Annotated in this window: 21 protein-coding genes; 13 read left to right on the plus strand and 8 right to left on the minus strand. The window is 46.2% G+C overall.

Annotated elements, in window-relative coordinates; all coding sequences use genetic code 11:
* The first annotated feature begins 3 nt into the window (after window positions 1-3).
* The 7 genes from J2736_RS04450 (at window position 4) to J2736_RS04480 (ending at window position 7,634) form a co-directional block, all read left to right on the plus strand.
* Entirely contained in the window at window positions 4-894 is an 891-nt protein-coding gene (locus J2736_RS04450; protein ID WP_397340222.1) for an AAA family ATPase, read from the plus strand.
* A gap of 49 nt (window positions 895-943) precedes the next feature.
* On the plus strand, window positions 944-2,827 hold the full coding sequence (locus J2736_RS04455; protein WP_310223927.1) for a nitric oxide reductase activation protein NorD: 1,884 nt from the start codon (window positions 944-946) through the stop codon (window positions 2,825-2,827).
* Window positions 2,828-3,507: 680 nt separating this feature from the next.
* Window positions 3,508-4,686: a formate-dependent phosphoribosylglycinamide formyltransferase gene (gene purT, locus J2736_RS04460; RefSeq protein ID WP_310223929.1), complete on the plus strand. Its 1,179-nt coding sequence runs from the start codon at window positions 3,508-3,510 to the stop codon at window positions 4,684-4,686.
* A 59-nt stretch (window positions 4,687-4,745) separates the two neighbouring features.
* Window positions 4,746-5,219: an acyl-CoA thioesterase gene (locus J2736_RS04465; RefSeq protein ID WP_310223930.1), complete on the plus strand. Its 474-nt coding sequence runs from the start codon at window positions 4,746-4,748 to the stop codon at window positions 5,217-5,219.
* Between the two features lie 148 nt (window positions 5,220-5,367).
* Window positions 5,368-5,934, plus strand: a complete 567-nt coding sequence (locus J2736_RS04470; RefSeq protein ID WP_310223932.1) for a histidine phosphatase family protein — start codon at window positions 5,368-5,370, stop codon at window positions 5,932-5,934.
* Window positions 5,935-6,036: 102 nt separating this feature from the next.
* A complete protein-coding gene (locus J2736_RS04475; protein ID WP_310223934.1) occupies window positions 6,037-6,852 on the plus strand; it encodes a VanW family protein in 816 nt (271 codons plus the stop codon).
* Complete coding sequence (locus tag J2736_RS04480; RefSeq protein ID WP_310223936.1) at window positions 6,849-7,634, plus strand: DUF817 domain-containing protein; 786 nt, start codon at window positions 6,849-6,851, stop codon at window positions 7,632-7,634. The genes J2736_RS04475 and J2736_RS04480 overlap by 4 nt, the downstream gene beginning before the upstream one ends.
* 67 nt (window positions 7,635-7,701) lie before the next feature.
* On the opposite strand, the gene J2736_RS04485 is transcribed toward J2736_RS04480, so the two are convergent.
* From J2736_RS04485 to cysT, 4 genes are read right to left on the minus strand one after another with little or no spacing between them, the layout of a single operon-like run.
* The gene (locus tag J2736_RS04485) at window positions 7,702-8,805 is read right to left on the minus strand and encodes a sulfate ABC transporter substrate-binding protein (protein ID WP_310223938.1); all 1,104 of its coding nucleotides are present in this window, start codon (window positions 8,803-8,805) and stop codon (window positions 7,702-7,704) included.
* A 44-nt stretch (window positions 8,806-8,849) separates the two neighbouring features.
* Window positions 8,850-9,935 carry an ABC transporter ATP-binding protein gene (locus J2736_RS04490; protein ID WP_310223940.1) on the minus strand — a complete coding sequence of 362 codons (1,086 nt, stop codon included), beginning with the start codon at window positions 9,933-9,935 and terminating at the stop codon, window positions 8,850-8,852.
* Window positions 9,925-10,755, minus strand: coding sequence for a sulfate ABC transporter permease subunit (locus tag J2736_RS04495; protein ID WP_310223942.1), 831 nt, complete (start codon window positions 10,753-10,755; stop codon window positions 9,925-9,927). Before J2736_RS04495 ends, J2736_RS04490 begins: the two co-directional genes overlap by 11 nt.
* Window positions 10,752-11,558: a sulfate ABC transporter permease subunit CysT gene (gene cysT, locus J2736_RS04500; RefSeq protein ID WP_310223944.1), complete on the minus strand. Its 807-nt coding sequence runs from the start codon at window positions 11,556-11,558 to the stop codon at window positions 10,752-10,754. The genes J2736_RS04495 and cysT overlap by 4 nt, the downstream gene beginning before the upstream one ends.
* A gap of 338 nt (window positions 11,559-11,896) precedes the next feature.
* On the opposite strand from cysT, the gene J2736_RS04505 reads away from it, so the two are divergent.
* The 3 genes from J2736_RS04505 to J2736_RS04515 all read left to right on the plus strand — a co-directional run bounded on the left by J2736_RS04505 (window position 11,897) and on the right by J2736_RS04515 (window position 14,060).
* Entirely contained in the window at window positions 11,897-12,727 is an 831-nt protein-coding gene (locus J2736_RS04505) for an alpha/beta hydrolase family protein (RefSeq protein WP_310223946.1), read from the plus strand.
* Window positions 12,728-12,747: 20 nt separating this feature from the next.
* Complete coding sequence (locus tag J2736_RS04510; protein ID WP_310223948.1) at window positions 12,748-12,963, plus strand: YezD family protein; 216 nt, start codon at window positions 12,748-12,750, stop codon at window positions 12,961-12,963.
* A 113-nt stretch (window positions 12,964-13,076) separates the two neighbouring features.
* The gene (locus tag J2736_RS04515; protein ID WP_310223949.1) at window positions 13,077-14,060 is read left to right on the plus strand and encodes an alpha/beta fold hydrolase; all 984 of its coding nucleotides are present in this window, start codon (window positions 13,077-13,079) and stop codon (window positions 14,058-14,060) included.
* A 96-nt stretch (window positions 14,061-14,156) separates the two neighbouring features.
* Here J2736_RS04515 and J2736_RS04520 read toward each other — a convergent pair whose 3' ends face one another.
* Entirely contained in the window at window positions 14,157-14,585 is a 429-nt protein-coding gene (locus J2736_RS04520; RefSeq protein ID WP_397340157.1) for an ester cyclase, read from the minus strand.
* A 182-nt stretch (window positions 14,586-14,767) separates the two neighbouring features.
* Between J2736_RS04520 and J2736_RS04525 the strand changes: the two genes are divergently transcribed.
* Window positions 14,768-15,346, plus strand: coding sequence for a hypothetical protein (locus J2736_RS04525; protein WP_310223951.1), 579 nt, complete (start codon window positions 14,768-14,770; stop codon window positions 15,344-15,346).
* A gap of 50 nt (window positions 15,347-15,396) precedes the next feature.
* Here the strand turns inward: J2736_RS04525 and J2736_RS04530 are convergent, their stop codons facing one another.
* The 3 genes from J2736_RS04530 to J2736_RS04540 all read right to left on the minus strand — a co-directional run bounded on the left by J2736_RS04530 (window position 15,397) and on the right by J2736_RS04540 (window position 17,836).
* Window positions 15,397-16,380: an electron transfer flavoprotein subunit alpha/FixB family protein gene (locus J2736_RS04530; RefSeq protein WP_310223954.1), complete on the minus strand. Its 984-nt coding sequence runs from the start codon at window positions 16,378-16,380 to the stop codon at window positions 15,397-15,399.
* A 27-nt stretch (window positions 16,381-16,407) separates the two neighbouring features.
* Window positions 16,408-17,172 carry an electron transfer flavoprotein subunit beta/FixA family protein gene (locus J2736_RS04535; protein WP_310223956.1) on the minus strand — a complete coding sequence of 255 codons (765 nt, stop codon included), beginning with the start codon at window positions 17,170-17,172 and terminating at the stop codon, window positions 16,408-16,410.
* A gap of 76 nt (window positions 17,173-17,248) precedes the next feature.
* Window positions 17,249-17,836, minus strand: a complete 588-nt coding sequence (locus tag J2736_RS04540; protein ID WP_310223958.1) for a TetR/AcrR family transcriptional regulator — start codon at window positions 17,834-17,836, stop codon at window positions 17,249-17,251.
* Window positions 17,837-18,118: 282 nt separating this feature from the next.
* Here J2736_RS04540 and J2736_RS04545 point away from each other — a divergent pair, with 282 nt between their 5' ends.
* Entirely contained in the window at window positions 18,119-20,149 is a 2,031-nt protein-coding gene (locus J2736_RS04545) for a (Fe-S)-binding protein (protein WP_310223960.1), read from the plus strand.
* Between the two features lie 28 nt (window positions 20,150-20,177).
* On the plus strand, window positions 20,178-22,571 hold the full coding sequence (locus tag J2736_RS04550) for a 3-hydroxyacyl-CoA dehydrogenase/enoyl-CoA hydratase family protein (protein WP_310223962.1): 2,394 nt from the start codon (window positions 20,178-20,180) through the stop codon (window positions 22,569-22,571).
* Window positions 22,572-22,766 lie beyond the last annotated feature (195 nt).

Below are 22,766 nucleotides of genomic sequence, written 5' to 3' on the forward strand. Positions count from 1 at the left end.
ATGATGTCAGGAGTATTGAAGATAGATGGGTTACCGCAAGAAGTTCATTCCTATTTAGGAGAGCTTAACCGGATTGTACATACAACAGAGGATTATAAGTTGATTGGCTCAGCTGCCTATGAAGCACCGACAGAGGAGCTGCTTACGGATGCAATTCTTTCACTTTTCTTAGGCAAAAATGTGCTGCTGAAGGGACCGACAGGCTCGGGTAAAACGAAACTAGCTGAGCATGTTTCATCCGTGTTCAACCTACCCATGCACAGTGTGAATTGTTCCACGGATTTAGATGCAGAGGCTTTGCTAGGCTTTAAAACATTGACGCATGATGAACAGGGCAGAAGTGGAATTGCGTTCATCCCAGGACCAATTATGAAAGCAATGACGAAGGGACACCTGCTCTATATTGACGAAATCAATATGGCCAAGCCAGAAACACTCCCATTAATAAATGGTGTATTGGATCACCGCCGATCAATTACTAATCCTTTTACAGGCGAAGTGATTACGGCACATCCGAATTTTAGAGTTGTTGCAGCAATTAATGAGGGATACATAGGTACGGTGCCTTTAAATGAAGCGCTGAAAAATCGTTTCGTAACCATTGATGTCCCCTATCTGCAAGGCGAGCTCTTGTTCCAGTTATTACAAAGTCGTTCTGTTTTACGTGATGAGAAGCTGATTCGCACTTTTGTACAGCTCTCAGCTGATCTGCTTTCTCTTATTGAGATGGGACAGTTGCCGGATGAAGCGGGATCGATACGAGCGCTGTTAGATGCCTGTGATTTGGCGGCATATATTCCTCCGATGAGAGCAGTGACCCGAGCAATCGCAGATAAGTTAGAGGATGAAAGGGAACGTGCAGCCGTACTCAATACAGCTGAAACGTTACTGTAACGCAATGTTCGTAGGAAGCCTAAGCCGTCTGGATGATAAAATCGATGCCATGCTGCATATGCAGTTGGTGGATTTGGCACGGTTATTTACGAAACGCGGTAAGCTTGAAGTGGAAGCAGCTTATCACGCGCATTATGATGAGTCAGCTAGGCAGATGACAGTGAGCCAATTCTGGTGGGACTATCCGTTGCGTGACAAAACAGCAGGCATGAAAAGCGATGTGTATCTGCGTTGTCTAGGCAGTGCCTGGTTTACAGGGAGTGAGGCTGTCACTGCCTACCTTCACTATTGTACGCAGGCTAAGTTCCCCAAGCTGGCCAATAGTTTATTTGCCCTTTGTGAGGATATGCGCTTAGAGCGGATTTGTCGTAGTCAACGTCCAGGTACGGGAGCTGTGTTCGTACATCGGCATCGCATTTTAAGTGGATATTTCTTTCATAAACTTCGAACACATATCGGTAAGGCGGAGTTGGCTGATGCTGCACTGCTACTGGTCTATGGTTGGTTTACTGGAAAGGCGTGGCAGCAGGAGTTGCCAGATTCTTCAATCGGGAGTGAGTTATCCAGCCATCTGCCTGGGCTTTACGATTTGTTAGAGCAAGTGGAAGAGGCGGCGCATACAGCTGATGTTGCGGTTTTGTGCGAACGGATGCACAACATGCTGTCTGCGTGGCTTGAACGAGATGCAGCTTCTGCGTATTTTTGGACGCAGCAGGGAAGCGGAATCGCGACGCCTTTGGCTGCGGATTACAAAGGCGAGCTGAAGCGCGCGAAGCGGCTTGCGAATGAGGATGTGCTCCCTAAGCAAGAAGGGGAGCGTCAATTACCCGGCCAAGAGCGGCTGCCGACTTGGCACCGCGAGAGCAGCGACCGCAGCCCTGGGCTGCTGCGGTTCGAGCTGGAGCGCGGCGCACGCACCGCCGCACAGGGCTCTGCGCCCCGTGAGGGCGATGCTGCCGACCAGGCGCTCGCCATCACCCAGGGCCGCTCGCAGCGCGCCCAGCGCACCGGCGCCGCCGCTGAGCGGCGCCAAGGCACTTCCGTGCCCGCGTCCGCGGGGCACGGGGAAGCCGAGGTCGCCGCGTATGCGACGGCGACCTGGCTGGCGCCTGAACGTCCTACTGCTGCGCAGGAGGACGGGTTCAGGCGCCTGAGCGAGCGCGCAGCGCCGCTCGCGAAGCCCTTGCAGCGTGCGATACGGCGCACGCTGGAGCAGAAGCGGATCGCCCCGCGCGGCGACCGCCTGTTCGGGCGGCTCGATAAGCGGCTTACGCGAGCCGTTACGCAAGAGCGGCCACGCCTCTTCTATAAGAAGCGCGCGCCAGTACCACAGCTCGACGCCGCGTTCGCGCTGCTCGTTGACTGCTCAGCGTCCATGTATGACAAAATGGACGAAACCAAGCTCGGTCTCGTGTTATTCCACGAGACGCTCCAAAATCTCAGAATCCCCCATGAAATTGTGGGATTCTGGGAAGACGCAGACCGCGTCACAGAGCAGGAGGCACCGAACCTGTTTCAGGTTGCGCTGGACTTCGACTCCTGCCTCGCGGCCTCTAGCGGTGCGGCTCTGATGCAGTTAGAGCCGCAGCAAGACAATCGCGATGGCTTTGCCATTCGCGAGATGACGAAGCGGCTGCTGCGGCGCACAGAGCGGCAACGTATCCTCCTCGTATTCTCGGATGGGGAGCCTTCGGCAGCCAATTACAATGATGTCGGTATCCTGGATACGCATGAAGCCGTCCTCCAAGCTAGACGCCTAGGTGTCGAGGTGATCAGCGTGTTTCTCGCCAATGGCACCGTGCATGAGACACAGCGGAACGCAATGCGCAATATGTATGGGCGCAGCAGCATCGTTGTGCCACATGTCGAGGAGCTGCATGAACAGCTCGTGCCGATATTACGCAAGCTTTTGCTGAAGTCAATCAGTACTTGATTACTTAACATGCTCACCCGACCTTTAACTGGAAAACCGAGACTGTCGATTAATGAATCGATGCTTAATGAACATGCAACTTAGTGAATGTTTATAAATATTGTTAGTTTCAGAGGAGGTTGTCTCTCCTTAAAAGGTACGGTCACATGCGATTTCAAATAAAGGTGTGCCATAACGTTATTTGCTACATATACATGTTCTGTGAAAATATAGCATTACGAAATAACGCTATTTCGACCAAATGGAGTGAAATTTATCCATTTAGAGTGAAATAACTCTATTCTATAACGTTATTCTCCCGTATTCTCTACTAAACTAATAAATAAGATGTTTTCATAACGCTATTTTACAAATGAGGTTTATCTTTATGTCATGGAAGCGATAAGTTATCTCGAGTTGCAGAAGTTTCCGGTTGTTCTAAATTTCAAATGTTTATAGGATACCAAATAACGTCATAAACTCCAGTTAATTAATCGGATTTATTACTTTTCTCTCCTAAATCCCTGATCTTATCAAGCTTTTGCCAAGATCTCATCTATCTTTTGCCCTCAAAATCCAGTACAATAGATCAGGGTCATTCTAGGTAAATTTCGCCATACTCCGACAATTATCGGAGGTATTACATACACAATTATCAAGTTTAATTAAACTCATCATACCTTTAGGAGGCTTTTCATCTTATGTACGGTGCACCTTTATCCAACAAGTCCAAAAAAATTATGCTGCTTGGCTCGGGTGAGCTAGGTAAAGAAGTCATCATTGAAGCACAGCGTCTTGGTATTGAGACGATTGCTGTTGATCGTTATGCGAATGCGCCAGCTATGCAGGTTGCACATCGCAGCCATGTCATTTCTATGTTGGATGGCGAGCAGCTTCGTTCGATTATCGAACAAGAACGCCCTGATCTTATCGTGCCTGAGATTGAAGCGATTGCGACTTCCGTTCTAGTTGACTTAGAGAAGGAAGGCTACCGTGTAATCCCGACAGCGACCGCTTCTCGTTTGACGATGGACAGAGAAGGGATTCGTCGACTAGCTTCCGAAACATTGGGCTTGCGCACGGCTAAATATGAATTTGCTAACAGTCTTGAAGAGTTGCATGCAGCTGTTGCGGTCATTGGGACACCTTGCGTGATCAAGCCGATCATGAGCTCGTCTGGTAAAGGACAAAGCGTTTGCCGCACGCCTGAGGGTGTAGAAGCTTCTTGGAACATTGCGATGGAAGGCGGTCGTGCCAAAAACGCTCGAGTGATCGTCGAAGAATTTATCCATTTCGAATCCGAAATTACATTATTGACGGTCCGTTCCGTATCCGGAACAACCTACTGCGAGCCTATCGGTCACATTCAAAAGGATGGCGACTACATCGAATCTTGGCAGCCGCACACGATGTCGGAGCAGCAAATCATAGATGCTCAGCACATGGCCAAAACGATTACGGACGCACTTGGCGGACATGGGTTATATGGTGTTGAACTATTCCTGACGGCAGATGGCGTGTATTTCAGTGAAGTATCACCGCGCCCACATGATACAGGAATGGTAACGATGGCTACGCAAGATTTAAGCGAGTTTGCACTGCATGCAAGAGCTATTCTTGGGTTCCCAATTACAGGCATTCGCCTATTAACACCAGGAGCCAGCTACACACTTAAGGCAGATCGTGAGCAAGTTGAATACACTATTAGTGGTATTGATGAAGCGTTATCTGTGCCTAATACGCAAGTTAGAGTGTTTGGCAAGCCAGAAACCAAAGTTGGTCGTCGTATGGCAGTTGCACTAAGTTCAGGAGAAACTGTGGAAGAGGCGCGGAGCCTTGCAAAAGAAGCCGCTAGTAAGCTCACATTAAACTACAACTAAAAATTAGTATGACTGCAGTAGCCCTAGCTGTCTGAGGTCATCATCCGGAGGCAACCACTATGGAACCCAAAGCAGCAAGACTGTCTCGAACCGTGTTGACAGAAATTATTTTACCAGCGGACACGAACTACCATAACACCGTGTTTGGTGGTCGTGTTATGCAGTATATAGATAAAGTAGCAACAATTGCGTCTATGCGTCATTGTCGGAAGAGCGTCGTCACCGCGTCGAGTGACAGTTTGGATTTCTTTGCCCCAGTGAAGCTTGGTGAAGCTATTCAGTTGGAAGCATTCGTAACGTGGACGCACCGCAGTTCGATGGAGGTCTACGTGAAGATTGAGTCGGAGAACTTATTGACCGGTGAGAAGAAACACACAGCTACCTCGTTCCTTACATTTGTCGCTTTAGACGAGCAAGGACAGCCGTGTCCCGTGCCGAGCATTATTGCGGAATCGGATGAAGAGAAGCGATTGTTCGAATCAGCGGAAGCGCGATTTACTGCCCGCAAGCTACGCAAAGAAAACCGTTTATAAGACGTCCAACTTATAATGTTTATGCTAGCAGCTCCCCTTGTGGGGGGCTGCTTTTTCCATTTGGAAAAGGAAGGAATAATTGGGTAGCTATTGAATAGTAGTGAAGGAAGGTTCATAATGACTAGTTGGCTTTGACCAGAAGGGGACTATGATGAAAACGCAAATATATGTTGTCAGACACGCAGAATCTCTCTATATCGCTAATAGGGAGAGGGAAAGAGGGCTTACGAATAAGGGGCTAGAGGATGCATTAACCGTTAAAGCGATCTTGGATAAGGTAGACATTGATGTATTTCTATCGAGTCCATATGAGCGTGCTGTTCAAACGATTAAAGCAGCTGCCGGTAATAGAGAAATTCGTACCTATGAGGATTTGAGAGAACGAACTATGGGTGATTTTGAGGAGATCAATTTTAAGTTAGCCAAGCAACAAGTCTATGATGACTTTCAGTTCTCCTATCTAGAGGGGGAGTCGAGCCAAGAGGCACAAGACAGAGCAATCACCGTTATCAAACATATTTTGACGGTACATAAAGGGTTAAACGTGGTGATTGGTACGCACGGCGACATCATGACTTTAATCATGAATTATTTTGATCCAAGTTATGATTATAAGTTCTGGGAGACAACTTCGATGCCGGATATTTATCGGATGGAATTTCATGATCTTACTTTAGTGGGTGTTAAGAGGCTTTGGGAACGAAAAGATTTGTAACCCTAGAACTTTTTGGTTCTATAGAAAGTCAAATGGAAGAGGAAAAGCTTCCTACATGTCATTGTCAAAGATAAGGATGAACAAATCGTGGATTTGGTTACGATGAAACAACGAATAGGCAAGCAGTTTCCATACTTATACCGGCTCCGAGTTAAACAGCTGATTCTCAAAAGACACATGATGAATTGGAACCCGAGAATCACATTTGTATCCGGCAGCAGTTCTCAGAGGCTTACTTATACACTGAAGAAGCATAAATCGATTTTACGTCGTGTTCTCGGGTATACGGATCCTATTTTACAAGAAAATAAAATCGTGAATTTGAAAATCGCATTGAAGCACGTAGATGGGGTAGTGATACATCCTGGGGAAACGTTCTCTTTCTGGAAGCTTATCGGTGTGACTAGCAAGGAGAAAGGCTATATTGAAGGCCTTATGCTGTCATATGGCGAGGTGCGTGTAGGAACCGGGGGAGGGCTTTGTCAGTTAGCTAATATGCTGTATTGGTTAGCCTTACATACGCCGCTGGATATTAAGGAGAGACACCATCATAGCTTTGATCTATTCCCGGATGATCGTAGGGTAATTCCATTTGGGACGGGGACGAGTGTGTTCTATAACTACCTGGATTTGCAATTTTATAATCCTACTCCTTACCGATTTCAATTTCATCTTCGTGTATCGGAAGAGTACTTAGAAGGTGCAATATACAGCGATTCGGAGCTGACTTTTAGCTATCGAGTGAAAGAGAAAAATCATGAGTTCTATCAAAAAGATAATAAATGGTACAGAGGCAATGAAATTTGGCGGCAAAAGATAAACAAACAAGATGACTCTCTTGTGGATGAAGCGTTGGTTAATGTGAATCATTCTGAGGTCAAATATATGAAATCCAATGAGTCACAGGAGACAGAATGAAGAGCGAACATGTGAAGGATTTTCTCCTATTCGGTTGGAAGCAAGCGTTATGCTGTATTTTTCCGGTTGTCATATTTTTGACATTGGCGGTATCCAAAGTTCTAACGTTACCATTCTTGCATCGCTATGATTTCATTTTACTCGTATGCATTCTTGCTCAAATTGTCTTAGTTTGGATGAAGCTGGAAAGTGTGGATGAACTCAAGGTTATCACGGTGTTTCACATTATTGGACTCGGGCTCGAGTTATATAAAGTGCACATGGGCTCGTGGTCTTATCCGGAGGAAGGCTGGACCAAAATAGGGGGAGTTCCCCTGTACAGCGGCTTCATGTACGCCAGTGTCTCCAGTTATGTGTGTCAGGCTTGGAAACGATTTGATTTGCATCTGATCCATTGGCCTCGAACATCGTTTGCCATTATTTTGTCGGTAAGTATCTATACCAATTTTTTCACTCATCATTTTGCCTATGATATTCGATGGGTTCTCATAGCCTTAATCGTGATTCTGTTTTACAAATCGCATATTCGTTTTACGGTAATAACCAAAACGTATCGCATGCACACAATCCTTTCGTTTATGTTAGTCGCTTTTTTTATTTGGCTAGCTGAAAATATTTCGACTTTTCTTGGTGCTTGGCGTTATCCAGATCAAGAAATTTCTTGGCGAATTGTCCATTGGGGTAAAATTAGCTCCTGGTTTATGCTGGTAATTATTACGATCATTATTGTGGCGGAGTTGAAGCGGATTAAATATCCAGAGCAAGTTAAAGGTACGAAGTAGCCTGTGATTCAAAAGAAAGAAGACCCCAGAGCAGCTCTGAGGGTCTTCTTGTATTGCAATTCATAGATTACTTAGCTCCGCCTTCAGCGAGAATAGTTTCCCAAATTGCGCCTTTACCGTAAAGTTCTTTGTTTACTTTATCCCAACCGCCAAGGTATTCGATATTGAATAGTCCAGCTGGTGTTGTGTAATTTTTCTCATATTGCTTAGCTACTTCTGGAAGAACTGAACGGAAACCTTTATCAGCAAAAACTTTTTGAGCATCAGCAGAGAAGAGGTAGTTATAGAACGCTTGAACAGCTTCGCGGTTACCGTGCTTATCTACATATTTATCAATAATAGCAACTGGATTCTCAATGGAAGTTGTGTATTGTGGAACCACTTCTACATATTTTTTGCCAGTTTGGATACGAGCAATAAGCTCATTCTCATAAGTAATGATCGCGTCGCCAACACCTTTATCGAAAGTAGTTAGAGAATCAGCGCCACTCTTATCGAGAACTTTAATGTTTTTGTAGATTTTAGCTACAAGATCTTTCGCTACGGCAGGATCCTGTTTACCAGCCGCTTCGGAGATTTTGAGACCAGCTCCATAAACCGCATTAATGTCCCATTTCGCACCGCCAGATGTGCTAGGGTTCGGGATCAGAACTTCAACGCCTGGCTTTGTCAAATCAGACCAATCCTTAATTCCTTTAGGATTCCCTTCACGAACACCAATAGCAGCGATAGACGTTGTGACGAAACCTTTTTGCGGTGTGTTTTTCCAGTCATGTGTGATTAGACCTTTTTCCACGATTTTTTGAATATCGCCTTCGAGAGAGAGAGGAGCGATGTCCGCTTCAAAGCCTTGAATGATAGCTGTTGCTTGTGAGCCAGAAGCGACATAGGATTCTTGGAATTCAACGGTCGTACCTGTTTTCTTTTTATAATCTTCTTTAAATTTAGGCAGGATCACTTCAAAAGAATCTTTTAGGATGGAGTAGGCTCCGATTGTGATGGTAACTTTACCGCCTTCGGTTTTGGGTGCTGAACTTGCAGCGGTCGTTGCAGCGGCCGTCGGAGCGCTTGAGCTGGCCGGTTTCGTTGTGCCTGATCCGCAAGCTGTCAGGGTAATACTTGCTGTGAATAAGGCTGCAGTAACGAGTCCAAGAGATTTAAATTTTTTCATGGTTAACAACTCCCCTTCTTGTCTAAAGATTATTTTTTCAAAAATTATATGAAGACAGGCTGTGGATCTTGTTTCGCCTGATTATCAATCCAGGTTGTACCTGATTGGGTGAATACAGAAATCTGATGGATCAGGATGTTGACTTCATCGCCAACTTGATAGATACGATCTTTCACGGGCTGATAAGCGAAAAGCTTAAATTGACCGGTATCCATTTCCAAATACCAGGAATCTCCGCGGAAGTGAACATGTGTTACTTTACCTTTTTCGCCAGCCGTCGCCAGATGACTGACGTTGTGTGGACGAACTTCGATATTCTCAGGTCGAATAAGTACATTCACATCAGGATACCATTTGCCATCTTGTTGAAGATCAGCAAGAGTTGGGAATCCGACAAGCGGCGAATAGGAGGATAGCACATTGGACTCACCAATAAAGGAAGCGGCGAAAGGGGAAGCGGGTTTCGTGTAAATTTCCCATGGACTTCCTTGCTGTTCGATTTTTCCGCCTTGGACCAAAATGATTTCATCTGCGACTTCGATCGCCTCATCCTGATCATGCGTAACGAAAAGCGTCGTGACTTTAAATTCGCTGATGAGATTTCGCAGCCAGACACGAAGTTCTTTACGAATCTTGGCGTCAATCGCGGCGAATGGTTCGTCGAGAAGGAGCAGCCGCGGTTCGGGTGCTAATGCTCTAGCGAATGCTACCCGTTGGCGTTGGCCGCCAGACAGTTGGTGTGGATATTTGCGCTCATGACCGGCAAGACCCATTAAATTCAACAGGTAAGAAACACGATCTTGAATCTCTGTCTTCGATTTCTTAAGCACTTTGAGCCCATAAGCGACGTTATCAAATACAGTCATATGCTTGAAGAGCGCATAGCTTTGAAATACGAAGCCAATGCCTCGTTCCTGAACAGGGAGATGCGTAGCCAGCTTGCCATCGAAATAAATGTCGCCGCCAGTTGGACTTTCAAGTCCTGACAACATCCGCAGGATGGAGGTTTTACCGCCACCGCTCGGTCCAATCAATCCAACAAGATGCCCTTCTTGTATTTTGAAATTAACATCTTTGATGGCATGAAATTCACCGTAATGTTTATTTAAGTTGGTCACTTCAATGTGCATGTGGGGATCCTCCTCCATGAGTTCTCGTTGCTTCGCTTCTGCGCTTCAACCACTCTAACGCTAACAAAATTGTGATGGATATGAGTCCTAATACGAAAGCTACACTATTAGCAGCAACGAGCTGGAACTGCTCAGCATCTTGATATACGAGTGTTGTAGCTGTTTGTGTTTGATTAATGATGTTGCCTGAGACAACGAGAATGGATCCGAATTCACCAAGTGAACGAGCGATGGTCAAAATCAACCCATAAACGACACCCCATCGAATACTCGGCCATGTGACTTGGAAGAACGTGCGCAGTGGTCCTGCACCTAAAGTTGCCGAAGCTTCTTCGGACTGAGTTCCGATCTCTTCCAGTAAAGGTACGACTTCACGTACCATGAGAGGAAAAGTGATGAACATGGTCGCAATCACCATACCTGGAATCGCATAAACAATTTTCATGTTATGGTCTTCAAGGAATGTACCTAATGCTGTGTTTGGACCGAAGATTAAAATAACCATTAAACCTACAATGATAGGCGATACAGCAAACGGCAGATCGATTAGAGCATTAATGATTGGTTTCAACCAACGTGAAATCCATGATCCTCTAACAATTTCTAAAGAAATATAAATGCCAATGATTGCGTTAAGGATAGTTACAATGGCCACAATGATGGCGGATATCTTCAGTGCGTGAATTGCTTCAGTGCGTGTAAGTGCATCTAGGAAAGCGCGTGGACCATCTTCAAATGCACCAAATGTTATCCCTAAGAAAGGCAATATGATTAGTAGGAATATAACTAAAAAAGAAATACCGATCAGTAATCTTCTCATGCTATTCGCCCCTTTCCGCGTGTCCCGATATGGACTGCCCATAGAATCAGGACGGAAAGTGTGAGGAGGACTAGCGAGATAGCAGCTGCACCTTCTGGATTGTAGTTCTGCGTTTCACCATATATATAGACCGATGCCACCATTGTTTTCCCGGGTAAATTACCTGAGATTAAAGCAATGGCACCAAATTCTGCAAGTGATCGAGAAAAAGCGAGCATGCTGCCAGCAATCGTACCAGGTAATAGCGCTGGTAATACGATGCGATAAAACGTATAGAACTTGTTTGCTCCTAGTGTAAAGCTTGCTTGTTCTTCTGCTGGATCAATCTGCTCCAATAGCGGTTGAACCGTTCGAACCACGAAGGGAAAAGTAACGAAGATGAGACCGATCACAATGGCTGTTTGATTATAGAGAAGTTTAATCCCTACTGAGTCTAGCCAAGATCCTAGTGGACTTTGTGGACCTAGTAACGTTAGAAACATTAATCCAGCAACGGAGGTTGGGAGTGCGAAAGGGAGGTCTACCATGCTGTTCAAGATACTCTGTCCTCGGAAACGATATCTGACAAGTACATAGGCGATAATCGTTCCTATTATTGCTTGGATGACTGTTGCTATAATGCTGAGCTTAACTGTTAATACAATTGACTTCCATGCTAAAGGTCCTGTGACTTCTTTCCAAAATGGCTCCCATCCTAATGAAAATCCTTTAACATAGATGGTGGCAATAGGGATTAGAAGAAACACAATTAAGTAGCCTATAAGCACGGATCGAACCGTCGCCTTGAAAACCTTGTTCTGCATGGAACACCACCTATCCTCATAAAACATACCAACTTACTTGGTTTTATTAAAATGACTATAACAGCGGTAGGATTATTCTGTCAATAACTAATTTAGGAAAAAATAAGTGAGGTCAAGTTTTTATGCCATATATAGTAGTAAGAAAAAATAATAAAAAAGTGAAACATAAATTTCTCCTACTTTAGGAATGATAAAGGAACAAGGTGTATTTATAAATGCTTGGATAATTATGTGAATTGAGCATTGACACCAATATTTTGCCATGCTAAGATATGTTTACATTCTAATTCCGAGTAAATTTATAAGAATAATATGAGTAAAGAAAGGGAGTTACCAGCATGGAGCATGCCATCACGATTCAAAGCGAAGATGTCGAATTAGCCGCAACATTACATTACCCTACACAGCAACACACAGCGGTTAAAGCCGATTGTCAGCGTTGGCCCTTAATTATCATTTGTCACGGATTTATTGGGAGTCGAATCGGTGTGGACCGGCTTTTTGTTAAGGCAGCTCGTTCTTTTAGTGCGCAAGGTTATCTAGTTCTTCGTTTTGATTACGGCGGATGTGGTGAAAGCACTGGGGATTATGGCGCAGGTGGCCTAGATGTCCTCATTGAGCAGACTCGCCGAGTCATTGATTATGGTGTTTCCATAGATTGTGTAGATCTGAGTCGAGTTATTCTACTTGGACATAGCTTAGGTGGAGCCGCGGCAGTTCTAACGGCAGCGAAGGATCATCGTGTTAAAACCTTAGTTCTATGGTCAGCTGTTGCACATCCACACAACGATATTATGCGAATCGTCGGCAAAAACGAATATGAGAAGCTGCCTTTGGGTGGTTCGATCGATCATCATGGATATAAACTAACAAGTCGATTCTTCGAATCTTTATCTCAGCATCAACCTTTTGAGCAATTACGTAAGTTTAGTGGCGATGTTTTTGTTGTCCATGGCACTGCTGATGAAACGATACCCGTTGATTATGCGCCTTTATATCAAAAGATGTTTTGGCTGCGTCAAGAAGGTCAATGCGACTTGGATCTCGTGTATCAAGCAAATCATACGTACTCGACGACACCCTCAACGACAGAATTGCTACAGAAAACAGGAGATTGGCTGAATTATATGTATAAACGAAACAATGAGTGGAATGATTGGACAATTTAAATTGACTTGGAGGCATGGGGATGGCGAAACCACTGGAGCTGGATGAAATATGGGTAGAGCGAATTAAGCAAATATTAGAAGGTTTAGAATACGGATCTGTGCAAATTGTTGTCCACGATGGCAAGATTACACAGATCGACAAAACGGAACGAAAAAGGTTTGAAACACCGGCAAGCTCGCAGTCTCAAACGCCTTTGCAGGCTGTGAAATCGAACAAACAAAAGAGTAAAGTTTAATTTCATATCGCACTTATTCAGGTGGCCCTCATTCCTTCGGAATGGGGGCTGTTATCATTCCTAAGAAAGCGTATACTAAAGAGGGAGAACAGCGGATTTGGAAGGAGAATCTTATGCGTAAAGGGCACTTTATTTGGGAAGATGCGCAGGGAAACAAGCACTATGTGTACGAGTGGCTTCCTTCGGCAGATGTGGTTATAAAGGGGTTTGTGCAAATTGCCCATGGAATGGCAGAAACGGCTGCCAGATATGAACGCTTAGCTGTAGTGTTAACACAGAATGGCTACGCCGTTTATGCAAATGATCACTTGGGTCATGGACAAACGGCAGGCTCTCTCGATGCTGTTGGCAAGTTTGGCAAGGACAGCTTCCATACTATGGCTGATATCATGGGGCAAATTACGATGCAGATTCGGAATCGCTATGAATATAACAGCGAGTTACCTATACAGGAACATAAACGAGATCACCTGCCACTTTTTATTCTAGGGCACAGTATGGGGTCATTTTTAACCCAGTATTATATGGTGTCCTATATGGAGCGCTATCCGGCTCACGTGCAGGGGATTATGTTGTCGGGCTCAAATGGAAAAGAAGGCCCAGCGCTTCATGCAGGGATTGCGATTGCGACTGTTGAAGCAGCGATTCGCGGGGATCATTTTAGAAGCTTAATGCTGACTGCGCTGTCTTTCGGAAACTTTAACGCTAGATTCAAGCCGAATCGTACGGCCTTTGATTGGTTGAGTCGAGATGAAGATGAAGTTGATGCTTATATGAAGGACCCTTATTGCGGCGGTATCTTCACTTCTGGTTATTTCAGAGATTTCTTTAAAGGTCTGAAAGAAATTCATCAACCGCAGCATGTCAATCGTATTCGTAAGGATGTTCCTATCTATATTTTTTCAGGGGAGGAAGACCCGGTTGGTGGGCAGGGAAAAGGTGTGCGCAGACTCATTCGCGGCTACGAGAAGCTTGGGATTCAAGATATCAGCTATAAGCTGTACCCAGGTGGAAGACATGAGATGTTGAATGAAATCAACCGCGATGAGGTGATGCGGGACATTGTTGCGAGGTTGGATAGTTGGATGGCCAAATAGGTCTAAGCATGAATGTGTTATATACAATAAAATGGTGAGAAGCTGTTCCGATTTTTGGCCGAAACTAGCCAGTTCGGAGCAGCTTCTTTTGCATGCTTATAACGATGCATTTTGCTCAAGTTGTCTGCGAATGCCTTCGCGATCGATTTGAATCCAGTATTCTACGATTCTTTCATTCTCAACACGATAAACGGCGCTAGCGATTTCGATAATCGTGTGGCCAGTTGGTGCGTAGCCATCAACCTCTCCGATATGCGTACCGGTCTGCTTCCACCGCACATAGACATGATTCTCTTGAGCGAGAAGTTCCTGGACTTCTAATTGAAAAGCGCCATAAGCGGCGAGCATCTCACGCACATGATCCGCATAATTCGCTGGTGTTCGATGAACTGTCGTTTCATTTTCGGCGGTCATTTGATGAGCTAGCACTTGTTCAGCCATGAGGTCATGAGCGGCATCGGGCTGCTTGCCAGAACGAACGAGTTGGAAGAACTGTTGGACGAGATCTTTTGGGGATATTGGCATCTGTGTTGGCTCCTTCATCTAGCATGGAATAGTGATAAGTATTGAAAGTATAGGGGAATGTTGAACGAAGTACAAGTGGCAGATCTGTTTTGCTAGGGTTGAAACATTTAGGGAAACATGCACGTTTATGAAATAGGTAAGTAACTAATGTTGTATGTGGGATAAAAAAGGAAGGGGAAGTCATGTTGCGGAAATTACTAAGTTTGATTGTGATGATGGTCATCGGTTTAACGATCATGACAGGATTCCATTCATCGACAGCTTATGCGTGTTCATGTGCCCAACCGCAAACGGTCGAAGAACAATTGAGTCATTCGGAAGCTGTTTTTGCTGGACGTGTTCTTGAAGTGAAGGTGCAAAGTAACGCAAAGAGCGGTTCGACGAAAGCAGCGGTATTCGAAGTTAGCCGTATATGGAAAGGCGGTACGGAATCTCAGATCACTGTTCATACGGGAAGTGGTGGTGGAGATTGTGGCTTTAATTTCGAAAAAGGGAAGGAATATTTGGTCTATGCTCATCCCTCAACGATGTACGGAGATAAAGAATTACTAGTAACTATCATTTGCGATCGGACAAAAGGTTTAGATCAAGCGCGAGAGGATCTTGCTGCTTTAGGTGTGGGTAAAATTCCGTCGGAACAAGTTCGGATGGAAGGAGATCCGGGTCAGATAGACCCAACGATCTGGATCGCGCTGACTGGCGTAGTAGTCATCGGAATCACTGGAGCGACGATTCTCATTGTTCGGCGTAAAATGAGATGAAAGCAGCCCCCTTCGCATTGCGCAAAGGGGGCTCGCTTGTGTCTGCAGTTCTACGCCAGCAGCTTCTTAAACTCCGCGGTCAGCAGCGGCACGACCTCGAATAGATCGCCGACGATGCCGTAGTCGGCCACTTTGAAGATCGGCGCCTCCGCATCCTTGTTGATGGCGATGATGACGCGCGAAGAGCTCATCCCCGCCAGATGTTGAATGGCGCCGCTAATGCCGCACGCGATGTATATTTCCGGCGTCACGACCTTGCCGGTCTGGCCGATCTGCATCGCGTATTCGCAGTACCCCGCGTCGCAGGCTCCGCGGGAAGCCCCAACAGCGCCGCCTAAGACGGCAGCCAGCTCTTCGAGCGGCTGGAAGCCATCGGCGCTGCGCACGCCCCGTCCGCCGGAGACCACGATCTTGGCTTCAGCCAAGTCGATGGCGCCGGACGTTTTTTTCACGACCTCCCGGATGATGCTGCGCAGGGAGGGAGCGGGGTAAGCAACATCGATAAGCTGTGCTTGACGCGAAGCGTCAGGCTCAGTTGCTGCGATGTTGTTCGGTCTTATGGTGACGACCCATGGCGCGTCAGGGTCGGTAAACGCTTTCTTTTCGACCGCCTTGCCTGCGTAGAGCGGTCGTGTGAAGGAGACGTTATCGCCGCTGCGCTCGACGCCGGTAACGTCAGAGATTTGGCCAGATGAGAGGGACGCTGCGGCCAAAGGTGCGAGATCACGGCCGATAGCCGTGTGGCCGAAGTATAGTGCTTGCGGTCCTGCAATTGCAGCAACGGCAAGCAATGCACTTAGATAGGCTTCCGAGCTATAGCTCTCAAGCTGCGGATCTTCTACGACATAAATGGCTTCTGCGCCATAAGCGGCAAGTTCGCTAGCTAATGCTTTCGTACCTGCACCGCCAATCAAGACAGCAGCCAGTGTATCACCATCGGCAGCAGATAGCTGCGCTGAACGTAACGCCTCAAAGGATACTTGACGAAGCTTGCCACTGCGAGCTTCTGCAACTACGAGAAATTGTTTTGCCATCGTTATAGCCTCCCAATAAATAAATAGTTAGATCACTTTGGATTCGTTACGCAGTGCTTGAACAAGTTCAGTCACTTGGTGAGGAAGTTCGCCCTTGAGGATGCGACCCGCTTGACGTTCTGGCGGAAGGGACAAAGCCAGTCGAGCTGTTTTGGCTAGGATCGCATCTGAACCTGGAATATCATCAAGGGTTAAGTGCTGGAATGGTTTCTTCTTCGCCTTCATAATACCAGGAAGAGAAGGATATCTTGGTTCATTTAAGCCTTGTTGCGCCGTAAATAGTGCAGGGAGAGGGACCTCGATCACTTCGATATCACCTTCGGCATCACGGTGCACGACAGCTTCATTACCGGAAATATCCAGTTTTGTGATCGACGCTACATGGGGGAGTCCGAGCAATGCAGCAAGTCGTATGGCGACTTGGCCAGCACCGTTATCGACAGAGAAATTACCACCAAGCAAAAGGTCGACGGATTGTTCTCGCAAATATGCGGCCAAAATCTCAGCAATTTCAAATTCATCGCCCAAAATCCGATCATCCGTAATCAAGACAGCCTCATCCGCACCCATGGCAAGAGCGGTTCGAAGTGCTTCCGCTGTGCGATCAGGTCCGATCGATAGAAGTGTCACTTTACCGCCATGCTCATCGCGAAGCTGAATAGCTTGCTCGACAGCATACTCGTCGTAGGGGTTAATGACGAACTTCGCGCCATCCTCTTGAATGACGCCACCTTGCAAGACAATTTTCTCTTCAGTATCAAACGTTTGCTTCACTAATACAAAAATGTCCATAGTGGGGCTCCCTCCTGAATATACATGAAATAAGAACTTGAAATGGTGGACTTTGAAGCCAGATTTGAAGCCATACTTACGTCTCAATGCCTCTCAAGAAAAAATCAAGCGTAGGACCAACCTGTGCGGTTAACGAATATTTTTGTCCAGAAATCAGCCAAGAGGTAACGACTTCATCCATGCCGCCAAAAATCAGGAGTCGCACAAGCTTAACATCCAGATTGGAACGGAAGCTGCCGTCATTCTTTCCTTTTTCTAATATATTTTCAATGAGGATAATATATCTCTTTAGGGCAAGACCAATCTCTTTGCGAAGCTCCAAATCACTTTGACGAAGCTCAATTTGCGTGAGGTAAGCCATATGAATGTTATTTTCCAGCTCGCTAAAATGAATTTCACAAATTTTGCGCAACGCATCCTTCGCGCTCGTGCTTTCACGAACCGCCTGATTAAATTTCTCTACAAGCTCGCCTAACTTCTCTTGAAAAAGACTAGTTAAGATATCCTCCTTCTTCTTGAAGTAGAGATAAATGGTGCCATCCGCGACGCCAGCTTCTTTGGCAATACGCGAAACTTGGGATTTATGAAACCCATTTTCCGCAAATACCTTTAACGCGCCTTCGAGAATCGCATAATACTTGTCTGGTTTTTTGCCACTTGTCAAGGAGATCACCTCGGTGTTAGAATACAAATATCGGTGAATGAATACTCATTCATTTTTGTAATTTCATCATAAAATACGCAGTACGCCTTGTCAACGACTTATTCCGCTTAATCAAGCAAGTAGGGAGGTTTGTCGGCTTACTCTTCACATGGAAGCAGGTTTCTACTCTTATTTTTTTAAAAAAAGGGACGAATGGAATTTGCTTTTTTACGAAAGAGGAATGTAAGCGCTAACATGAGTATTGAACTAAATGGACAAAATTAAATAAAAGGAGGGTACTCCATGACCGGTACGCTGATTCAGTTTCTCCTCTTTCTGGCGGTTACGGGTTTGGCACTCTACGGGTTCGGCCGGGTTGTGTATCACCGATATTTATACATCCAGTTGGGAAAATCAGTGGATTTGAAGAAGGAAGCTAGCTTAAGGCTCAAGGGGTTTGCGGTTCAAGTGTTTGGCCAGACGAAGTTATTGAAGGATAAAAAAAGCGGCATTATGCATATCGTGATTTTTTATGGCTTCATTATTCTACAGTTAGGCGCCTTGGACCTTATTTTAAAAGGATTAATTGACCGAGGGTTACCTGTCCCAGGTTATGACTACTTCACCCTCATGCAGGAAGTGACGGTCGGATTGATCGTGCTGGCCATGGCCTATGCGACTTACAGACGCTATGTAGAGAAGCTTAAACGCCTTAAGCGAGGTTGGAAGCCAAGTATTGTTGTGTTTTTTATCATGTTCCTGATGTTATCTGTTGTGATTAGCGGTGGCTTTGAACGTGTACGTGAGGGGCTTCCGACTTCTGGTTTCGCACCACTCACATCCGCATGGGCGGCTATGTTCGAAGGGATGTCGACTTCGGCGGCAACAGCGGGCTTCTATATTGGCTGGTGGATGCATCTGCTGATATTGTTGGCTTTCCTCATTTATGTGCCGCAGTCCAAGCATTTTCACATCATAACCGCTCCGATCAACATCTTGCTGCGACGCACAGAGCCTACTGGAAAGCTTGCTTCAATGGATTTGGAGGATGAAAATGCAGAGACATTCGGCGTTGGCAAGATTGAGGAATTTACGCAAAAGCAGATGCTCGATCTCTACTCCTGTGTAGAATGTGGTCGCTGTACGAGCGTATGTCCTGCTAACACGACTGGTAAACTGCTATCTCCGATGCATCTGATTACGAAGCTGCGCGATCATTTGACAGAGAAGGGCGCTGCCATTACGTCGAAGTCACCTTGGGTGCCTGCAATGGTGTTCGCACCAGAGTCGCAGGGGAATCCACTGGAGGTAGAACTTATCGGGGGCGTGATCACCGAGGAAGAGCTATGGGCTTGTACAACCTGTCGCAACTGTGAGGATCAATGTCCTGTAGCCAATGAGCATGTGGATAAAATTATTGATATGCGCAGGCACTTGGTGCTGACGCAAGGCAGTATGCCGCATGATGGGCAGCGAGCGCTGCAAAATATCGAAAGACAAGGCAATCCTTGGGGGATTTCCCGCAATGATCGTGTGAAATGGGTTAAAGAGGTTGATCCGGAAGATGCGCTTGAAGTGCGAACGGTGAAGGAGAATCCAACGTTTGAATATCTGTTCTTCTTGGGTTCCATGGGTGCCTATGACAACCGCAGCCGCAAAATCACACAGGCATTCGTGAAATTAATGAAGGAGGCTGGTATCTCTTTTGCCATATTAGGAAACGAGGAAAAAAATTCAGGCGACACACCGCGTCGGATGGGGAATGAATTTCTGTTCCAACAGCTATGTGCGGATAATATCGCTACTTTTCAAAAGTACAAGGTCAAGAAAATCGTCACGACATGCCCGCATACGTACCACACGTTCAAAAACGAGTATCCCGAATTTGGCTTAACGGCAGAGGTTTTTCATCATACAGAACTGCTGGATCTATGGGTGAAAGAAGGACGCTTGACTCCGCAATATGAGGTCAATGAACGCATAACGTACCATGATTCCTGTTACTTAGGCCGCTATAACGAGGTTTATGAAGAGCCACGTAACGTGTTGCGGGCGATTCCTGGTGTGGAACTTGTGGAACAAGCGCGTTCTCGTGAGAACAGCATGTGCTGTGGAGCGGGCGGAGGCATGATGTGGATGGAGGAAACAGCGGGTACTCGTGTGAATGTGGCGCGTACGGAGCAACTTCTGAGTGTCAAACCAACGGTGATCTCATCGGCGTGCCCTTATTGTCTGACAATGGTGGAGGATGGCACGAAGTTGAAAGAAGTAGAGGAGCATGTAAAAGCCAGGGATATCGCAGAGATTCTGGCACAATCGGTATTTGGTCTTTAGAAAACGAAAACATTTAGGAGATGATCTCATGACAACTATTCGTACGGCAGCGGTAATCGGTTCGGGTGTAATGGGTTCCGGTATTGCTGCGCATTTGGCCAACGTAGGTATTCCTGTCTTATTGCTGGATCGTGTGCCTGATCAGTTGACGCCGCAAGAAGAAGCAGCAGGGCTTACGCTCGATCATCCTAAAGTACGAAATCGGTTTGCAGTCGGCGCCTTGGAGAAGCTTGGAAAAACAAACCCGGCACCCTTGTATAGTGAAACTTTTGCCTCGCGCATTACACCGGGGAATATCGAGGACGATTTGGCGAAGCTGAGCCAAGTGGATTGGATCGTCGAAGTCATTATCGAAAATTTACAGGCGAAACAAGAGCTTATTGCTCGCATCGAACAAGTGTGGAAGCCTGGAACGATTGTCTCATCGAATACGTCGGGGATCTCAATTAATGCCATGGTTGCAAATGCGGGTGCTGCATTTAAAAAGAATTTCCTAGGGACTCATTTCTTCAATCCGCCACGCTATATGAAATTATTGGAAATTATTCCTAATGAACAAACAGATCCAGCCATTATATCCTTCATGTATGATTTTTGTGAGAAAAAACTTGGAAAAGGCGTTGTGCAAGCGAAAGACACACCTAATTTTATAAGTAATCGAATTGGTACTTACGGTTTGCTCATTACTTTACGGGAAATGTTGGCTAAAGGTTATACAGTTGAAGAAGTTGACGCAGTTACAGGACCTGCTATGGGTCGCCCGAAAAGTGCGACTTTCCGCACATTGGATCTCGTTGGTCTCGATACATTCGTGCATGTGGCGAACAATGTGTTTGATCTTGTGACGGATCCAGTAGAGAAGGATGTCTTCGATACGCCTGAGATTTTGAAACAGATGGTGGCCAAAGGTTGGATTGGTGAGAAGCAGGGTCAAGGCTTTTATAAGAAAGTGAAGTCGGCCGAAGGTAAAGAAATTCAAGCTTTGAATTTGGAAACGATGGAATACGCGGTTGGTCGCAAACTTAGCTCAGCATCGTTGGAGGCAGCTAAACAGGCAAAGGGCACTGCCCAGAAGCTGAAAGCTTTATTAGGTGCGAAGGATCGGTATTCAGACCTGGCGTGGAACATTTTGAAGCCAGTATTGCTGTATGCAGCTGACAAACGCGACGAAATTGCAGACAACATCGTGGACATCGATAATGCGCTCAAGTGGGGATTTAATTGGGAATTGGGACCTTTTGAGACATGGGATGCAATTGGGCTGAAGCGTTCGGTAGAACGCATGGAAGCGGAAGGAAGCACCGTGCCAGAGTGGGTAAAAGCGTGGATTGACGCGGGTCATGACAGCTTTTATGAGCGAAAAGAGGGTCATACCTTCGCCATTATGAATGGGGAGCTTCGTGAGGTGGAGTCACGGCCAGAAATTATTTCATTGTCGTCACTCAAGCAGCAAAACAAAATCATCCGCTCGAACAGCGGAGCGAGCTTAATTGATATTGGTGATGACGTAGCATGCTTGGAATTCAATTCGCCCAATAATGCAATTGGGGCCGATATTCTTACGATGATTGGGCAGAGCGTTGATGAGGTACGCAGCAATTATCGAGGGCTGGTTGTGGCTAATGAGGGTAAAAATTTCTGTGTTGGCGCTAATCTAATGCTTCTGTTGATGGAAGCTCAAGACGGCGAATGGGATGAAGTAGATGGCATCATTCGGCTATTCCAGAACGCAATGTTGAAGTTGAAAAGACTGGATAGACCGGTTGTCGCTGCTCCTCATAAAATGACGCTCGGCGGAGGCGTGGAGGCTTGCATGCCGGCGGATCAAACGATTTTCTCAGCGGAGACGTATTACGGACTCGTTGAAACGGGAGTAGGACTTATTCCTGCGGGGGGCGGTTGTAAAGAACTAGCACTACTCGCCAGTCAGCAAGTAAGAGATCCGGAAGTTGATCTGCAGCCATGGATCAATGCGGCGTTTGAGACGGTAGCAATGGCGAAAGTATCCACAAGCGGCCATGATACGAAACGTCTCGGGTATATGCGAGCGCAGGATTCCGTTGTGGTGAATCCGGATCATCGGATTTATGAAGCGAAGCAAGCTGTGCTTCGGATGGATGCGGCTGGCTATACAGCTCCAGTGGTGGAGAAAATCCGCGTGGTCGGCGAGAATGGAAAGGCCGTTATGCAGGTTGGTGCCTACTCGATGCTGAAAGGCGGCTACATTAGTGCACATGACCAGCTCATAGCCAATAAGCTCGCTCATGTGTTGGCTGGAGGGAATGTGCCTGCGGGGACATTGGTGACGGAGCAATATATGCTCGATTTGGAGCGCGAAGCTTTCTTGAGTCTATGTGGTGAGTTGAAGACGCAGCAGCGGATGCAGTTTATGCTCTCGAAAGGGAAGGCGTTGAGGAATTAGGATGCGGGCAAAGGGAACGTACAGACGCTATTTGTCCGCATTTAGCCTGATTTCGAAGTTAAGCGGAACGATAGTGCGCTAATTGGTCCAAAAGCGATCAGTTGGTGGGCATTTCGAGTAAATAGTGCACCTAGGTTCCCTCTAGTGTTGAAATCAGCTCATTTCGCTGGAAATAGCGTATTGTCGTTCCCTTAG

It is taken from the genome of Paenibacillus qinlingensis (genome assembly GCF_031455095.1).
GTDB lineage: Bacteria > Bacillota > Bacilli > Paenibacillales > NBRC-103111 > Paenibacillus_E > Paenibacillus_E qinlingensis_A.

Bases quoted from the DNA above. Each gene is read 5' to 3' on its own strand.
- J2736_RS04450 (WP_397340222.1), top strand. From the start codon at position 4: ATGTCAGGAGTATTGAAGATAGATGGGTTACCGCAAGAAGTTCATTCC.
- J2736_RS04455 (WP_310223927.1), top strand. From the start codon at position 944: ATGCTGCATATGCAGTTGGTGGATTTGGCACGGTTATTTACGAAACGC.
- purT (WP_310223929.1), top strand. From the start codon at position 3,508: ATGTACGGTGCACCTTTATCCAACAAGTCCAAAAAAATTATGCTGCTT.
- J2736_RS04465 (WP_310223930.1), top strand. From the start codon at position 4,746: ATGGAACCCAAAGCAGCAAGACTGTCTCGAACCGTGTTGACAGAAATT.
- J2736_RS04470 (WP_310223932.1), top strand. From the start codon at position 5,368: ATGATGAAAACGCAAATATATGTTGTCAGACACGCAGAATCTCTCTAT.
- J2736_RS04475 (WP_310223934.1), top strand. From the start codon at position 6,037: ATGAAACAACGAATAGGCAAGCAGTTTCCATACTTATACCGGCTCCGA.
- J2736_RS04480 (WP_310223936.1), top strand. From the start codon at position 6,849: ATGAAGAGCGAACATGTGAAGGATTTTCTCCTATTCGGTTGGAAGCAA.
- J2736_RS04485 (WP_310223938.1), bottom strand. From the start codon at position 8,805: ATGAAAAAATTTAAATCTCTTGGACTCGTTACTGCAGCCTTATTCACA.
- J2736_RS04490 (WP_310223940.1), bottom strand. From the start codon at position 9,935: ATGCACATTGAAGTGACCAACTTAAATAAACATTACGGTGAATTTCAT.
- J2736_RS04495 (WP_310223942.1), bottom strand. From the start codon at position 10,755: ATGAGAAGATTACTGATCGGTATTTCTTTTTTAGTTATATTCCTACTA.
- cysT (WP_310223944.1), bottom strand. From the start codon at position 11,558: ATGCAGAACAAGGTTTTCAAGGCGACGGTTCGATCCGTGCTTATAGGC.
- J2736_RS04505 (WP_310223946.1), top strand. From the start codon at position 11,897: ATGGAGCATGCCATCACGATTCAAAGCGAAGATGTCGAATTAGCCGCA.
- J2736_RS04510 (WP_310223948.1), top strand. From the start codon at position 12,748: ATGGCGAAACCACTGGAGCTGGATGAAATATGGGTAGAGCGAATTAAG.
- J2736_RS04515 (WP_310223949.1), top strand. From the start codon at position 13,077: ATGCGTAAAGGGCACTTTATTTGGGAAGATGCGCAGGGAAACAAGCAC.
- J2736_RS04520 (WP_397340157.1), bottom strand. From the start codon at position 14,585: ATGCCAATATCCCCAAAAGATCTCGTCCAACAGTTCTTCCAACTCGTT.
- J2736_RS04525 (WP_310223951.1), top strand. From the start codon at position 14,768: ATGTTGCGGAAATTACTAAGTTTGATTGTGATGATGGTCATCGGTTTA.
- J2736_RS04530 (WP_310223954.1), bottom strand. From the start codon at position 16,380: ATGGCAAAACAATTTCTCGTAGTTGCAGAAGCTCGCAGTGGCAAGCTT.
- J2736_RS04535 (WP_310223956.1), bottom strand. From the start codon at position 17,172: ATGGACATTTTTGTATTAGTGAAGCAAACGTTTGATACTGAAGAGAAA.
- J2736_RS04545 (WP_310223960.1), top strand. From the start codon at position 18,119: ATGACCGGTACGCTGATTCAGTTTCTCCTCTTTCTGGCGGTTACGGGT.
- J2736_RS04550 (WP_310223962.1), top strand. From the start codon at position 20,178: ATGACAACTATTCGTACGGCAGCGGTAATCGGTTCGGGTGTAATGGGT.